12 protein-coding genes are annotated in these 15,305 nt (G+C 71.8%); 6 read left to right on the top strand and 6 right to left on the bottom strand.

What is annotated here, in order from left to right; all coding sequences use genetic code 11:
* Positions 1-82 precede the first annotated feature (82 nt).
* From C6361_RS05005 to C6361_RS04995, 3 genes are all read right to left on the bottom strand, one after another.
* On the bottom strand, positions 83-1,522 hold the full coding sequence (locus C6361_RS05005; protein WP_234359327.1) for a M28 family peptidase: 1,440 nt from the start codon (positions 1,520-1,522) through the stop codon (positions 83-85).
* Between the two features lie 142 nt (positions 1,523-1,664).
* On the bottom strand, positions 1,665-2,033 hold the full coding sequence (locus tag C6361_RS05000; protein WP_107266919.1) for a hypothetical protein: 369 nt from the start codon (positions 2,031-2,033) through the stop codon (positions 1,665-1,667).
* A 95-nt stretch (positions 2,034-2,128) separates the two neighbouring features.
* Entirely contained in the window at positions 2,129-3,112 is a 984-nt protein-coding gene (locus C6361_RS04995) for an LLM class flavin-dependent oxidoreductase (protein ID WP_159079184.1), read from the bottom strand.
* Positions 3,113-3,436: 324 nt separating this feature from the next.
* On the opposite strand from C6361_RS04995, the gene C6361_RS04990 reads away from it, so the two are divergent.
* Both C6361_RS04990 and C6361_RS04985 read left to right on the top strand, forming a co-directional pair.
* Positions 3,437-4,480: a LacI family DNA-binding transcriptional regulator gene (locus C6361_RS04990; RefSeq protein WP_107256006.1), complete on the top strand. Its 1,044-nt coding sequence runs from the start codon at positions 3,437-3,439 to the stop codon at positions 4,478-4,480.
* Between the two features lie 81 nt (positions 4,481-4,561).
* Entirely contained in the window at positions 4,562-5,158 is a 597-nt protein-coding gene (locus C6361_RS04985; protein ID WP_107266917.1) for a nucleotidyltransferase domain-containing protein, read from the top strand.
* Between the two features lie 163 nt (positions 5,159-5,321).
* On the opposite strand, the gene C6361_RS04980 is transcribed toward C6361_RS04985, so the two are convergent.
* Together C6361_RS04980 and C6361_RS36855 are read right to left on the bottom strand one after the other, a co-directional pair.
* Positions 5,322-6,704, bottom strand: a complete 1,383-nt coding sequence (locus C6361_RS04980) for an endo-1,4-beta-xylanase (RefSeq protein ID WP_107266916.1) — start codon at positions 6,702-6,704, stop codon at positions 5,322-5,324.
* A 324-nt stretch (positions 6,705-7,028) separates the two neighbouring features.
* Positions 7,029-8,231, bottom strand: coding sequence for a low temperature requirement protein A (locus C6361_RS36855; protein WP_159079183.1), 1,203 nt, complete (start codon positions 8,229-8,231; stop codon positions 7,029-7,031).
* A gap of 300 nt (positions 8,232-8,531) precedes the next feature.
* On the opposite strand from C6361_RS36855, the gene C6361_RS37495 reads away from it, so the two are divergent.
* Positions 8,532-8,699, top strand: coding sequence for a hypothetical protein (locus C6361_RS37495; RefSeq protein WP_165436734.1), 168 nt, complete (start codon positions 8,532-8,534; stop codon positions 8,697-8,699).
* A gap of 85 nt (positions 8,700-8,784) precedes the next feature.
* Here C6361_RS37495 and C6361_RS04970 read toward each other — a convergent pair whose 3' ends face one another.
* Positions 8,785-9,909: an acetate/propionate family kinase gene (locus C6361_RS04970; RefSeq protein ID WP_107266914.1), complete on the bottom strand. Its 1,125-nt coding sequence runs from the start codon at positions 9,907-9,909 to the stop codon at positions 8,785-8,787.
* Positions 9,910-10,234: 325 nt separating this feature from the next.
* Here C6361_RS04970 and C6361_RS04965 point away from each other — a divergent pair, with 325 nt between their 5' ends.
* The 3 genes from C6361_RS04965 to C6361_RS04955 all read left to right on the top strand — a co-directional run bounded on the left by C6361_RS04965 (position 10,235) and on the right by C6361_RS04955 (position 15,223).
* Positions 10,235-11,164 carry a hypothetical protein gene (locus C6361_RS04965; protein WP_107266913.1) on the top strand — a complete coding sequence of 310 codons (930 nt, stop codon included), beginning with the start codon at positions 10,235-10,237 and terminating at the stop codon, positions 11,162-11,164.
* Positions 11,165-11,237: 73 nt separating this feature from the next.
* Positions 11,238-13,718 carry a beta-L-arabinofuranosidase domain-containing protein gene (locus C6361_RS04960; RefSeq protein WP_107266912.1) on the top strand — a complete coding sequence of 827 codons (2,481 nt, stop codon included), beginning with the start codon at positions 11,238-11,240 and terminating at the stop codon, positions 13,716-13,718.
* 53 nt (positions 13,719-13,771) lie between these two features.
* Positions 13,772-15,223, top strand: a complete 1,452-nt coding sequence (locus C6361_RS04955) for a glycoside hydrolase family 43 protein (protein WP_234359326.1) — start codon at positions 13,772-13,774, stop codon at positions 15,221-15,223.
* Positions 15,224-15,305 lie beyond the last annotated feature (82 nt).

The following is a 15,305-nucleotide window of genomic DNA, read 5'->3' as shown; positions in this document are numbered from 1 at the left end:
CATGCGGATCGCATGGCTGGACCGTGCGGCGCGGCCGACAGCCGGGCGCCGGCCCGGGTCTCGACCCGGGCCGGCGGCTCGGTCAGGGGCGCCGGGCGGTGGCGTACGCGGCGGTGCCGATCAGCTCCAGCGACACCTGGAGCCGGGAGAGGCTGATGTTCTTCTCGATGGTGTCCTCGGGGCTGTGGTACGGCGGCTCCAGCAGCGCCGGAGACTCCTCACCCCGCCAGGAGAAGTTGGCACTGGCGATGCCGACCTCCTGGAACGACTGGTGGTCGCTGGAACCGCGCTGGGTGACCGGGGAGATCCGGGGCTGGTAGCCGAGCCGGGTCGCGGCGGCGGCGACCTCGTCGGTGGCCCGGTTCGCCAGACCGTCGAAGGAGAGCAGCCAGTACCGGGTCGCCGGATCCCAGCTCGTCGCCACCATGTCGTTCTGGTAGACGGCGACGATCCGGTCCCGCTCGGCCTGCGGCAGTTGGGCGACGTGGTAGCGGGAGCCGAGCAGCCCCTGCTCCTCCGAGCCCCAGAGCCCGAACCGGATGGTCGCGTCGACGGGCAGGCTGCGCAGCACCCGGGCCAGTTCGAGGCAGAGCACCGTACCCGAGCCGTCGTCGTTGGCGCCCGGTGCGCCGATCACCGTGTCGTAGTGCGCGGTCACCATGACGACCGGGCTGTTCTGGCCACCCCACCTGGGCGCCCGCTCGGCGAGCACGTTGTGCGAGGTGAGGCCCCGGTGCGCCGAGGTGGCGACGGTCAGGGTCAGCGGGCGGGCGGCGAGCCGCTCCCGCAGCCGGTGCTTCTGCGCCTGGGCGACGCCGACGACCGGGATCGGCACCGGCGAGGTGGCCGAGCCGGGCAGGGTGGGCGAGAACGCCTGCGCCCGGCGCGGCTCCGCGAGGTCGGCCGGCAGGAAGACCACCGCCGCGACCCGCTTGGCCACGGCGGTGGCGACCAGGGTCTCGCGCTGCGCCGCGACGTAGTCGACGAGTACGACCTTGCCGGCGACGTCCGCCGGGTAGTTTTCCGGTGCCCCGGCGCCGACGTCCACCACCCGGCCGGTGACCCGGGTGTCGAGGGCGGCGTGTGGCGACGCCCCGACCTGCCAGTTCAGGTCGTCGGGCAGGCCGGGACGGGAGCTGAGCTGGCCGAGGAACTTGTCGGCGACGGTGAACGGCTGGAGGGTCGTCCGGTAGCCGAGGTCGTCGAGTTCGTCGGCGAGGTATTTCGCGGCGGTCCGCTCGGAGGAGGTGCCGCCGATGCGCGGGCCGATCCGCTCGGAGAGATGCCGCAGGTGGTGCAGCGCCCGCCTGGCCGAGACACGGCCGGCGACCAGCCGGTCGTGCACGCCCAGGCTCGGTGGACGGACCGCACCCGGGCGCTGGTCGGTCACCGCCCAGGCCGGGCCGGCGGTGGCGAGGGCGGCCGCACCGCCCAGGCCGAGCGCGAGCGCCCGGCGTCGGTTGACCGCGAACTTCTCCGGAGCCTCGGCGTCGGCGGCGGGCGAATCGGGGCGGCTCTCCAATGTGGTCCTCCTGGTTGCGCCGGTCCGGGCCGACATCACCGGCGTGCGGACCGCGGGGATGGTCACCGTCGAAAGAACGTGGTCGCGGTGGGGGAACTCGGGGTTACGGTGCAGTGAATGTAGCCCTGCCCGACGACCGAATTCAAGATCGAATTACCGGGCCGCCGCTCTCCGGATCGACCGGCGCCGGCTCGTCCGGGCAGCCGGGCGCGTCCAGGTAGGAGTGCAGGAGCTCCGGCGGGGCGCCGGCTTCGAGCAGCAGGTCGACGGCGTTGATCGCATACCAGTTGTCGGCGACGGCGTGCATGGCGGCGGCCTGGGCGAGCAGGTCGGGGTCGGCGGCGAGATCGGCGAGCTCGGCAAGGGCGGTGGCCCGGACCAACCCCTCGCGATAGCCACCGGCGTAGTCCGTGGCGATCCGGTGCACCCGGGCGAGGACGAGTCGGCGGTCGATGGGCTGCTGGGCGGCGAGGCGGGCGGGGCCGCCGGCCTGGTCTCGGCTGTCGTACACCTCGATATTCTATCGTACACATGTTCTAATCGTGCACCCGGGAGGGTGTTGCCGACCGCCGTCCACAGTGGTCGAGTGTGGAGCGGATTCGCAGCTCAGCCGCGTTGACGCAGCCGTTCGACGAGTTCGGCGAAGCGTTCGACTGCGGCGGTGCCGTCGGTCGCGGCCACCTGGAGGGCCAGCACGTCCGGGCGGAGCCGGTCGAGCAGCAGCTGACAGAAGTCGAGGAGTTGCCGGGGCTCGCCGACCCGCCGATACCGGGCGAGGATCGCCGCCGGGCCGAGCCGGTCGGCCCGCTGGCGCAGCCGGCCCGGGCTCGACGCCACCAGCCGGCCGGGGGTACGCAGCCCGCGCCAGGGCCGCAGCGCCCGCAACGCCTCGTCGTCGCTGTCGGCGAGTACGACGAAGCTGCTCAGCACCACCCTCGGTGGCGTACGCCCGACGGCCGAGGCCGCCGCCCGGGCCACGTCCACCACCTCCCGGCCGGTCCGTTCGGGGTCCTTGACCGAGCTGACCACCCCGTCGGCGAGCCGACCGGCGGTGGCCGCCGAGCGGGGACCGGCCGCCGCCAAGTGCACCGGCACGCCGCTCGACGGTGGACTGTGCAGCCGGATCGAGGAGACCGGATAATACGCCGCATCCGGCTGTTCGACGGTCTCGCCGGCCAGCAGCGGCCGGATCAGCCCGAGCGCCTCGGTCATCCGGGCCAGCCGCTCCGGGTACGGCGGAAACCGGCCCAGCGGTGCCTCGTTGATGCCCTCCCCGGTGCCGACCCCGAGTTCGAACCGGCCGCCGGAGAGCCGGTCGAGGGTGGCGGCGGCCTGCGCCACCAGTACCGGATGCTGGCGGAACAGCGGGCAGGCCACCGCCGAGACCAGTGTGGCGCTCCGGGTCGCCGCGGCGACGGCGCCCAGCGTGGCCCAGCCGTGCCCGGCCGCACCGGCGTCGTCCACCCAGGGCTGGAGGTGGTCGGAGACGAGGATCGCGTCGAAGCCGGCCTGCTCGGCCCGGCGGGCCTGGGCGACCAGCAGCTCGGGCTGCCACTCCTCGTGACCGAGGAACCAACCGAACCGGGTCACCGGACCCCCTCCGCTATCGCTGGTGCCGTCCCGGGCTCCGGCGGCACCGCGTCCGCTGCAATGCTGCGGACCGGTGGCGCCGGGTTCGTTGCCGTGCCGTGTGCGCCGGATGCGCCGGGGGTGGTGCTGCCGCGTCCACGGTCGAACCGGTGGCGGGATGGACCGGACGGCCGGGGTCGAAAGCCGGCCAGAAACCATATCATCATCGATGTAACAACCCCGTCGAGTGGCGCCTCGGCGTGGCGCACCGACCAGGCAGGGGTCTGCTCGGCAGCCGCCTAGCCTGGACCCACCGTCGATCAACGCACGTCCCGGGAGCAGATCATGAGATCTCAGCGCCGCGACCTCGGCAGGCCCACGTTGAGCGAGGTCGCGGCCCGCGCGGGCGTCGGGCGCGGCACCGCGTCCCGGGTGGTGAACAACTCCTCCCAGGTCAGCCCGACGGTCCGGGCCGCGGTGTGGGCGGCGGTCCGGGAGCTGGGGTACGTGCCGAACCGCGCCGCCCGGGCACTGGTCACCCAGCGGACCGACTCGGTCGCGCTGGTCATCTCCGAGTCCGGGGAGCGGGCGTTCGGTGAGCCGTTCTTCGCCGGCATCGCCCGGGGGGTCAGCGCCGGACTCGCCGACACCCCGCTGCAACTGTGGCTCTCCTGGATCCAGTCGCCGGGCGGCCGGGAGAAGATGGAGCACCAGCTCACCGACCAGCACGTCGACGGGGTGATGCTGATCTCGCTGCACGACGCGGATCCGCTGCCGGGCCTGCTGATGGAGCGGGGACTGCCGACCGTCCTGGGTGGACGGCCGGCCCGGATGCTCGGCCTGGGCGCCCAGCCGGCGTACTTCGTCGACGTGGACAACGCGGGCGGCGCCCGGCAGGCGGTCGAGTACCTGATCGGGATCGGCCGGCGGACGGTCGCCACGGTCGCCGGGCCGCAGGACATGGGTGCCGGGGTGACCCGGCTGGTCGGCTACCGCGAGGCGCTCGTCGCGCACGGCCGGCCCGTCTCCGAGGACCTGATCGACTACGGCGACTTCAGTGCGAACAGCGGCATCGAGGCAATGCGCCGGCTGCTGCACCGGCGCGGCGACATCGACGCGGTCTTCGCCGCCTCCGACCTGATGGCGTTGGGAGCCATGCAGGCGCTGCACGAGGCCGGCCGGCGCATCCCGGCGGACGTGGCGGTGGTCGGCTACGAGGACTCGTCGCTGGCGCTGCACGCCAATCCGCCGCTGACCTCGGTGCACCAGCCGGTGATCACGATGGGGACGGAGATGGCCAGGCTGCTGGTTGCGCAGATCCGGGGCGACGACATCCCCTCGCCGGCCGTCTTCCTGGACACCCACCTGGTCCGCCGGCAGTCGGCCTGAGCGTCGGCGCCGACGGTCCGTGGCCGGTCGGGGCCGGCTCGCCGCTTCCGGCCGGCGTACGGGGTCGGCTACCGTCGGCCGGTGACACCGGACCTCGACGCCTGGGACCCGTGGCCGCCGTCGGTGGTCGCCGAACGGCTGGCCGGGCTCGACCTGCCCTGGTGCGTGGCGGCGGGCTGGGCCATCGACCTCTGCCGGGGCGCACCCTCCCGACGGCACGACGACCTGGAGATCGCCGTCCCGGCCGAGCGGTTCGACGAGGTACGGGAGCGCCTCGGCGACTGTGACTTCGCCGTAGCGCACGACGGCCGGCTCCTGCCGCCGACTCCGGAGTCGATGCGGGCCAGCCATCAGACCTGGGCGTACGAGCGGGCCGTCGGACGCTGGCGGCTGGATGTCTTCCGGGAGCCGCACGACGGGAACCTCTGGATCTGCCGGCGCGACCCGCGGATCCGCCGCCCGTACGCCGAGATCATCCGGCACGATCCGAGCGGCGTTCCGTACCTGCTGCCGGAGGTGGTGCTGCTGTTCAAGGCGAAGGCCACCCGGACCAAGGACGAGGCGGACTTCGGCACCGCACTGCCGCTGCTCGACGACGACGCGCGACGCTGGCTCGACGACGCACTGTCGCTGGTGCACCCGACACACCCGTGGCGGACCCGACTGACCACCGGCTGACCTGGCCACCGGCTGACCTGACCACCGGTTGACCTGACTCCCGGCTGACCTGGCCAGCGGCTGACCGGCCGCCACCGGCCAGATGGACGGTCGCGGCCGGGCCGACGCCGCCGGCCGGGCGGTGCGGGCACCGCCCGGCCGGCGGGGGAGCGGGGTTGCCGGGTCAGCCGGCGGTGCAGGACCTGACCTGTGGTCGGGCGCTGGAGTTGCCGTTCGTCATGGTGGTGAAGCCGAAGCTGTTGCCGCTGCCGTTGGAGCGCATCGTCAACACGGTGTTGTTGCTGCTCAGGCTGGCGCTGCCGCTCCAGGTGGTGCTGATCGACTGTGGTGAGGTGACGGCGACGACGACGGTCCAGTTGCTGGCGCCGCTGACGGTGACCGTGGTGTTGTACCGGTCGCCCCAGACGGTACCGGCGGTGGTCGAGGCGGTGCAGCCGCCGCTGCCGGGCGGTGGGGTGGTGGGGTTGCCACCGGGCGGCGGGGTCGTCGGGTTGCCGCCGGGGTTGCCGTTGTTCAGCGCGGTGAGTACGGCGTCGTACGCCGGCTTCTTCTGGCCGCTGCCGTTGAAGAGCAGCGGGCTCTCGCCGGACCGCCACGAGTCCGAGTCGCGGATGCCCCAGACCGTGATGCCCTTGCAGCGGGCCACCGCGAGACAGTCGTTGGTCACGTTGCGGTACGCATCGGCGGGCGCGTTCCGGATGTCCAGCTCGGTGATGTGCACGTCGACGCCGAGGGCGGCGAAGCTGGAGAGCGTGGTGCGGTAGTTGCTCGGGTAGTTCGAGCCGCCGGTGAAGTGTGACTGGAGGCCGACGCAGTCGATCGGTACGCCCCGGGACTTGAAGTCCTGGACCATCCGGTAGACGGCCTGGGTCTTGGCGTCGTTCCAGTTGTCGATGTTGTAGTCGTTGTAGCAGAGCTGCGCGTTCGGGTCGGCGGCGTCGGCGGCCCGGAAGGCGGCCTCGATCCAGTCGTTGCCGGTGCGCTGGAGGTTGGAGTCGCGGCGGGCTCCGCTGCTGCCGTCCGCGAACGCCTCGTTCACCACGTCCCACCAGGCGATCTGGCCTCGGAAGTGGGTGGCGACCTGGGTGACGTGGTTGAGCATGGCCTGCCGCAGGGCACTGCCGGACATGTTCTGCATCCAGCCGGGCTGCTGCGAGTGCCAGGCCAGGGTGTGGCCGCGTACCTGCATGCCCCGGCTGCGGGCGTGCTGCACGATCCGGTCCGCGTTGCCGTACGAGAACTGGCCCTGTTGCGGCTCGGTCGCGTCGATCTTCATTTCGTTCTCGGGCGTGACCTGGTTGAACTCGCGGTTCAGGATGGTCGTGTACGCGCTGTCGCCCAGCCTGCTCGCCGCCACGGCGGTACCGAAGTAGCGGCCGCCCCGCTCGGCGGCGGAGGCACCCAGGGTGCTCGCCGCGCTGGCGGTGTTGGGCAGCGCGACGGCACCGGCGGTGGCGAGCATGCCCACGGCGCCGAGCACGAGCGCGAGTCGGGCCCGGTAGCGCGGTTTCGGACCCCTGGCGCCGTCGGTGGAACTCCTGATCATCTCTGCCCCTTCTGGCGGGTGGCCGGACGGGCGCATGGTGGTGGTCCGTCCGGGCGTCACGGTGTGGGAACGGTCGAGGTCGCCCTGATCCGCCACCGTCGATCGCGGACGGGCGGTGTGGCTTCAATCGACCCTAATGGATGGATAGTGTTGCATCGCCGATCCCGGGGGTCAACGTTTCCGCAACACTTTCGGTGCGCGTCGTCAGCTCTGCTGTCGCGGAACCTCCGTCGCTGACCAGGTGCGTCGGCGCCCTCGGCCGGTTGGCGCGACGGTGGGTCCGGACGACCGTTGATCACTGCGAGCCGCGCTGTTCCGGAACTTTCACCGCATCGGTTCCTCGGCCGGCGGACCCGGCGGGACGCGTCCGCGCCGGCTCACCAGCAGCATGCTGCGGACCGCCGCGGTCGCCACCACCCCGGTCGAGAGGGCGGAGAGCGCCAGCGGGCTGAGCACCAACCCGAGCGGGCCGAGCGCGACGAGCACGACGACGGCGCCGAGATAGGTCCGGGAGCGTACGCCGAGGATCGCGCTCTTGAACAGCAGGAACCCGGTCAGGAAGAGCGCTGGGCCACCGAGTACGGCGCCGATCACCGCCGGCCTGGCCGCGCCGTTCGGCTGGTGCAGCACGAGGTCGTCTCCGACCGCGGTGACGATGACGCCGGCCACCATCGGGATGTGCAGATAGGTGTACGCCGACCGGCCGAGCCGGCCCGGCTCCTCGGCCTCGACGATCACCTGGCGGGCCGCCTCGGCGCTGCGGTCGAAGTAGATCCACCACAGCGCCACGCTGCCCAGGAAGGCGCTGCCCAGCGCGGCGAGGGTCGGCCAGCCGTGCCCCAGGGCGCCGAAGACGGTGCCGGTGACCAGGATGGACTCGCCGAGCGCGATGATCACGAAGAGTCGGGCCCGCTCGGCCAGGTGGGCCCCGTTGATCACCCACTCCGTCGGAGTCGACCGGCCCCACCCGGGCACGTAGAAGCCGCAGGCGGCCGCGGAGCTGTCCAGGGTCACCGCCGCCACCCACAGGCCGAGCCGGAGCGGGCCGGAGGCGAACCCGCCGGCCAGCCAGAGCGGTGCGGAGGCGGCCCGCCAGACGGCCAGGCGCTGGAAGTTGCGGTGCAGGTCGGAGCGGGCGGCCAGGGCGGTGGCGACGAAGAGCGAGCGGCCCACCGAGAGCGCCACGTACGCCACGGCGAACCAGAGCCCACGGTCCCCGTACGCCTCGGGCAGCGCGGAGGACGTCACCAGGCTGATCCCCATCAGCGCGATCAGCAGCACCCGTACCCGGGGCTGGTCCGGGTCGAACCAGTTGGTGATCCAGGCGGTGTCCACCCAGGCCCACCAGACGGCGAGCAGCAGTACGGCGGCCCCGGCCGCGCCGGTCGGGTGCAACCGGTGCAGCAGCAGCTCGGTCAACTGGGTCACGGCCAGCACGTAGACGACGTCGAAGAAGAGTTCGATGGTGGCGACCCGGGAGTCCTCCGGCCCGCGCAGCACGTCCGGTCGCCCGCCAGGGCTGGTCAACCTGCCTCCACCCGGGGTCGGCCCGCCCGCCGTGGCGGGCAGCAAGCGGATGACGAGGGATAAACGCCACCTTATGCCGTTTGATGCTGTAATACTGCTGTATCCGGCTGGCGGCGTGATCCGGATGGGTGGCGCGTGGTCGCTCGACCCGGCCGGCGGCGTCGGGTCGGCCCGGCGGGGTCGTTTGCGGGCCGGTCCGGACGGGGATGCGAAGCACTCGATCGCCGGAGTGCGCCAGCTCTCGTGACACCGAGACTCCCGAGGGTCGTACGAGACGGGGGATGCCCCAGCGGAGGAGACATGCCGGTACTTGCCAAGAAGGTCCTCACCTGGCTGTTCGTGGGTTTCCTGATCTTCTTCATCGCGTTCCGTCCGGACGGCGCCGCCGAACTGGTCGAGACGATCGGGGCGGTGCTGATGGCGATCGCCCAGGGGATCGGCGACTTCCTGACCCGACTGATGGCCTGACCGGCCCTCCGGCGGCCTCCGCTGGACGGTGCGGCGGCACGCCGCTGCTCGGCATCCAGGCCCGGTGCGGCCGGTCGGGACGGGGTCAGCGCAGTGCGGCGAGGGTCTCGACGGCGACCTGGAGGTCCTCGCGGGGCTCGACGACCAGTACCGGCACCGCGGCGCCCGGCGGCGAGACCACCGCGTCGGCCTCCCGGTTTCCGCCCTGCGGCGGCGTGACGCCGAGCAGGCCGAGCCCGGCGCAGACGTCGTGTCGCACCTCCGGCTGGTCCCAGCCGATCTCGCCGGTGAAGACCAGGGCGTCCAGCCGGTCCAGGCTGGTCGCGGCGGCGGCCAGTTCACGGCGTACCCGGTGGGCGTAGACCTCGAGGGCAAGTGCCGAGACCGGGTCGTCCGGGGCGGCGGCGACCAGGTCGCGGGTGTCGGAGGAGCGGCCGCCGGAGAGGCCGAGCAGCCCGGATCGCGAGTTGAGTCCCTCGGAGAGCTCGGCCAGGCTGAGCCGGTCGTCCCCGAGCAGCCAGAGCAGCATGCCCGGGTCGACCGCCCCGGAGCGTTTCGACATCGGGATGCCGTCCAGCGGGGTGAATCCCATCGAGGTGTCGACGCTGCGGCCGTCCCGGACCGCGCAGACCGAGGCGCCGCCGCCGAGGTGGGCCAGCAGGAGCTGGAGGCCGTCGGCGGGCCGGCCGAGCAGTTCGGCGCAGCGGCGCAGGGCGTAGGCGTACGACAGGCCGTGGAAGCCGTACCGGCGCAGCCCCCACCGTCGGCGCCACGGCGCGGGCAGCGGGTAGGTGGCGGCGGCCGCCGGCAGGTGGGCGTGGAAGGCGGTGTCCGGGCAGAGCACCTGCGGCACCTCGGGGAGCTGTTCCGCGATCCGGTCCAGCAGGTGCAGTGCGGGCGGCAGGTGCAGCGGGGCCAGCGTGGCCAGGCCGTCGAGTTCGGCCCGGAGCGCGTCGTCCACCCGGGTCGGGGTGCGGACCAGGTCACCGCCGTGCACCAGCCGGTGGCCGACGGCGTCGGGCGGCGGGTGGGCGGCGAGGAAGTCGCGTACCGCCCGGTCCGACTCGCCCGATCCGGGCGGCTCGCCCCGGGTCAGGCGGTCGGTGACCTCGCCCGCCCGGACGTAGTCGAGCCGGAGGCTGGCGGACCCCGCGTTGGCGGTCAGTACGACCGGCGGGTCCGGTGGCGACCCGCCCGTTCCGGTCGGCATCCCTGCCTCCTCCGCCCCGTCCGGTCGGCAATGTCGACCGGTTACCCAGCCCGCCGGTCTCCACGCCCGGCGTACCTGCCGGTACACCCTTTCCGAAACAGTTTCGAGAACCTTTTCGGAACAACCACGAAGATCAACCGCTGTTCCCGGCGATCCTTCTGGCGCGGCGTTACGTCCTCGTAATATGCGCAACACCTTGCCGAAAACCTTTTCGTACGCCATCGTGTGCTGAACGCCGAAACCCACCACCCCGCCGATCCCTCCGGCGGACCCGGCGCCAAGAAATTGATCATCATCAATCGCTTGAGCGAAGGAGGAACTGACGATGAGGCGATGGTGGCAGGCCCTGGTGCCACTGCTCACGGCGGTCATGCTGGTGAGTGGCGTCGGGGTCGCACAGGCCGCACCGGCCGGCGACCCGGCCCGGGACGCGAGCGCCGGCGCGTTCGACACCGCAGCGGCGGCCGACGCGGCGGCGGGCCGCGAGGGGACCGGCCCGACCGTGCTGGACACCTGGAATCCGCCGGCCAACCTGGTCACCCCGCTGGACCAGGTCTGGCGGCACCAGGAGCAGACCTACAACAACGGCAACCTGTACGGGTTCCGCAACTACGGCTGGGACCAGCTCTTCGCCAACCGGGGTTACATCAACTACTGCGTCCGCTGGGACTCCTCGGCCACGGTGACCGCCGCCCAGCGCGACCAGATCCACGCCACCCTGGCCCGGCAGTACAAGAAGTGGATGGACGTGATGGTGGGGCACAACGCCTTCCCGTACACGGACGTCCCGGTCCGGGTGGTCGGCTGGGCGGTCCGCAACCGGTCCCAGTTGCAGTGGTCGGACAACTCGGTGGACATCTACGTCAACGACATCCGGGAGAACGCCCCGCAGTGCGCGGCGCCGTGCGGCCGGTTCTTCAACCAGAACGGCCAGTACCCGAACTGTCCCGGCGGCGCGGCCCGGCACTACGACCACTCGCTCTGGCTGACCGACGGCTTCGGCGGCGGTGCCGGCGGCGACTGGGGCCAGCGGATGGGCCGCGAGTACTACATGAACAACCTCAACACCGCGGACATGACCATCCTGTTGCACGAGATCGGCCATACCTACGGGCTGGACGACTTCTACGACTGGACCCCCAGCGGAGTCAGCAGCTTCATCATGAAGGCCGGCAGCGCGAGGTCGATCACGGAGTTCGACCGCTGGATGTTCCGGGACTGGTGGCGGCACCTGAAGAGCCGCTACGGCTACTGAACCTGGTCGCTCGACCCCTCGGGTCGCCCGGCCGGTCGGCCGGGCGACCCCCGCCCCCGGAGGTCACCACACCATGCCCTCACCCGCCCTGTCCCGCCGATCCCTGTTGCAGACCGGCGCCGCCGTCGCGGTCGGCACCGCGGTCGCCGGTACGCTGCCGGCCGCACCGGCCGCCGCGGCCCGCGCCGACATCGGCGTCTCCGCGTACCCGTTCCCGCTCTCCGCGGTCACCCTGCTCGCCGGCCCGTTCCAGGCCAACGCCGGCCGTACCCAGGCGTACCTGAACTTCCTCGACCCCGACCGGCTGCTGCACACCTTCCGGCTCAACTACGGACTCTCCTCCTCGGCGACCGCCTGTGGCGGCTGGGAGTCGCCCAGCACCGAACTGCGCGGCCACTCCACCGGGCACGTGCTGACCGCGCTGGCCCAGGCGTACGCGAACACCGGGCAGGCGGCGTTCAGGACCAAGGGCGACTATCTGGTGGCCCAGCTGGCGATCTGCCAGAACCGGGCCACCGCCGCCGGCTACAACACCGGCTACCTGTCGGCGTACCCGGAGAGCTTCATCGACCGGGTCGAGGCCCGGCAGCAGGTCTGGGCGCCGTACTACACGCTGCACAAGATCATGGCCGGGCTGCTCGACATGCACCTGCTGGCCGGCAACGCCCAGGCGCTCGACGTGCTGACCCGGATGGCGGCCTGGGTGAAGTTCCGCAACGACCGGCTGTCCCAGACCCAGCGGCAGAACATGCTGGACACCGAGTTCGGCGGGATGAACGAGGTGCTGACCAACCTCTACCAGCTCACCGAGAACCCGGACCACCTGACCACGGCCCGCTACTTCGACCACGCGGAGATCTTCGACCCGCTGGCCGCGAACACCGACGCGCTGAACAACTACCACGCGAACACCCAGATCCCGAAGATCCTCGGCGCGATCCGCGAATACCACGCCACCGGCACGACGCGGTACCGCGACATCGCGGTCAACTTCTGGGACATCGTGGTCGGCCGGCACAGCTACGTGATCGGCGGCAACTCCAACGGGGAGTACTTCAAGGCGCCGAACCGGATCGCCAGCGAGCTGTCGGACAGCACCTGCGAGTGCTGCAACACGTACAACATGCTGAAGCTGACCCGGCAGCTCTTCTTCACCAACCCGGCTCGGCTGGACTACCTCGACTATTACGAGCGGGCGCTCTGGAACCACCTGATCGGGGCGCAGAACCCGAACTCGTCGCACGGCTTCCACTGCTACTACGTACCGCTGCGGGCCGGCGGGACCAAGACGTACAGCAACGACTACAGCAACTTCACCTGCTGCCACGGCACCGGGATGGAGACGCACACCAAGCTCGCCGACAGCATCTACTTCCACAGCGGCGACATCCTCTACGTCAACCTCTTCGCCGCCTCCCGGCTGGTCTGGCCCGGCCGGGGGATCACCGTGCAGCAGGACACCACCTTCCCGGAGGCGCCGTCGAGCCGGCTCACCATCACCGGCTCGGGCGCGATCGACCTGCGGATTCGGATTCCCGGCTGGGCCACCGGGGCGCAGGTGCGGGTCAACGGCGCGGTGCAGTCCGGGGTGGTCGCCGGCAGCTTCGCCCGGATCAACCGGAGCTGGGCCTCCGGCGACGTGGTCGAGATCAGCCTGCCGATGGCGCTGACCCGGGAGGCCACCCCGGACAACTCCACGGTGCAGGCGGTCAAGCACGGGCCGATCGTGCTAGCCGGGGCGTACGGCAACACCAACCTCTCCGCGCTGCCGACGCTGAACCCGGCCACCATCACGCCGACCTCGACGCCGATGCAGTACACCGCGACCGCCAGCACCGGGACGGTGACCCTGCTGCCGTTCTACAAGATGCACGGCCAGCGCTACACGGTCTACTGGACGGTGACGGCCGCGCCGCCGGCCCCGTTCGTCGCGCACTACCGGTTCGACGAGACCGCCGGCACGTCCGCCGCCGACGCCACCGGCAACGGCAAGACCGGCACCCTGACCGGCGGCGCCGGCTGGACCACCGGCCGGACCGGCAACGCCGTCAACCTCAACGGCAGCGGCGCGCACGTCAGCCTGCCGGCCGGACTGCTGGCCGGTGCGACCGCGTTCACCGTCGCCACCTGGGTACGCCGGACCGCCGCCGCGGCCTGGGCCCGGGTCTTCGACTTCGGCACCGGGACCGGGGCGTACCTCTTCCTCACCCCGCAGAGCGGTGCCGGCACCGTCCGGTTCGCCATCAGCAGCGGCGGCGCCGGGTCGGAACAGCAGATCAACGGTCCCGCCGCGCTGCCGGTCGACGCCTGGACGCACGTCGCGGTGACCCAGACCGGCAACACCGGCGTGCTCTACGTGGGCGGCGTCGAGGTGGCCCGGAACACCGCGCTGACCACCCGGCCCTCCGCGCTCGGCTCGACCACCAACAACTGGATCGGCCGGTCGCAGTACTCCGGGGACCCCTACCTGGCCGGCGCGGTGGACGGCTTCCGGGTCTACGCCCGGGCGCTGAGCGCGGCCGAGATCGCCGAACTGAACTCGACCGGGCTGTGACCCCGACGTTCCGCCCGACCACCATCACCCGACACCGAACAGGAGAAGAGAGCGTGCGCAGCAGACGATGGTTCCGGGTCGCCGCCGGAGGGGTCGCCGGGTTGCTGGCGGGAGCCGGGCTGGTGATCCCTGCCGGACCCGCCTCGGCGGCGAATCCGATCATCACCAGCATCTACACCGCCGACCCGGCCCCGCTGGTGGTCGGCAACACCATGTACATCTACGCCGGCCGGGACGAGGCGCCGACCGGGGACAACAACTTCCGGATGCGGGAGTGGCACGTCCTCTCCTCGACCGACGCCAACACCTGGACCCACCACGGCGCCCGCGCCTCGATCGCCACCTTCCCGTGGGCCGGCGCCGACGCCTGGGCCAGCGAGGTCGAGCCGCGCAACGGCAGGTACTACTGGTACACCTCGGTCAACGGCCGGGGCGCCGGCTGGATGGACATCGGGGTAGCGGTCGCGGACAACCCGCTCGGCCCGTTCACCGACGCCAAGGGCGGGCCGCTGATCAGCGACAGCACCCCGAACTCCTCCGGGCTGAACATCGACCCGACGGTCTTCGTCGACGACGACGGGCAGGCGTACATCTACTGGGGCGGCTACTGGGGCGCCCGGGCGGCCCGGCTGAAGTCGAACATGATCGAGCTGGACGGGCCGGTGGTCACCCCGACCGGGCTGACCAACTTCTGGGAGGCCCCGTGGATGTTCAAGCGCAACGGCCTCTACTACATGATGTACGCCGCCAACGACACGAACGGCTGCGTCACCTCGTCCAGCTACGCCTGTCAGCGGTACGCCACCGCGACCAACCCGATGGGACCGTGGACGCACCGGGGCATCGTGCTCGGCCAGGTCTCCTCGACCACCAACCACGCCGGGGTGGTGGAGTTCAACGGCCAGTGGTACATGGTCTACCACACCGCGAACGCCCCCGGCGGGGGTAACTTCCGCCGCTCGGTGGCGGTGGACCGGCTCTACTTCAACGCCGACGGCACGATGCAGCGGGTGGTGCAGACCAGCACCGGCCCCGGCCCCGGTCCGGGACCCGGTCCGGGCGGACCGCCGACCGGCACCAACCTGGCGACCTCGGCGACGGCCTCCACCTCGTACGTCTCCTCCTGGGAGAGCCTGGCGGCGCTGAACAACGGCGGCGTACCGGCGAACTCGGCCGACAAGAGCAACCTGGCGTACGGCAACTGGCCCGAGCAGGGCACCCAGTGGGTCGAGTACACCTGGCCGTCGGCCCGGGACGTGAACCGGATCGCGACGTACTGGTTCGACGACGACCAGGGCATCGACCTGCCCGCCTCCTGTCAGGTGCAGTACTGGACCGGCAGCGCGTACGCGAACGTGCCGGGCCAGTCGAGCTGCGGGGTGGCCGGCAACACCTACAACGTCACCACCTTCAACTCGGTGAACACGACGCGGCTTCGGCTGAACATCACCTCCCGGTCGGGCCTCTCCACCGGCCTGCTGGAGTGGCTCGCCTACCAGCCCTGAACCCCGGACCGTCGCGGGGCAGACCCCCTCCGCCCCGCGACGGACCGGTCCACCCCCGCCACTGAATCCCCTTTGGAGGTGA

This window comes from Plantactinospora sp. BC1 (assembly GCF_003030345.1).
Classification (GTDB): domain Bacteria; phylum Actinomycetota; class Actinomycetes; order Mycobacteriales; family Micromonosporaceae; genus Plantactinospora.
The sequence above is the reverse complement of the archived record's forward strand: the minus strand, read 5'-3'. Positions and strand labels throughout refer to the sequence as shown.

What these genes read in the sequence shown, in the direction of transcription:
- C6361_RS04990 (WP_107256006.1), top strand. Translation starts at nt 3,437, where the DNA reads ATGAGATCTCAGCGCCGCGACCTCGGCAGGCCCACGTTGAGCGAGGTC.
- C6361_RS04980 (WP_107266916.1), bottom strand. Translation starts at nt 6,704, where the DNA reads ATGATCAGGAGTTCCACCGACGGCGCCAGGGGTCCGAAACCGCGCTAC.
- C6361_RS37495 (WP_165436734.1), top strand. Translation starts at nt 8,532, where the DNA reads ATGCCGGTACTTGCCAAGAAGGTCCTCACCTGGCTGTTCGTGGGTTTC.
- C6361_RS04970 (WP_107266914.1), bottom strand. Translation starts at nt 9,909, where the DNA reads ATGCCGACCGGAACGGGCGGGTCGCCACCGGACCCGCCGGTCGTACTG.
- C6361_RS04965 (WP_107266913.1), top strand. Translation starts at nt 10,235, where the DNA reads ATGAGGCGATGGTGGCAGGCCCTGGTGCCACTGCTCACGGCGGTCATG.
- C6361_RS04960 (WP_107266912.1), top strand. Translation starts at nt 11,238, where the DNA reads ATGCCCTCACCCGCCCTGTCCCGCCGATCCCTGTTGCAGACCGGCGCC.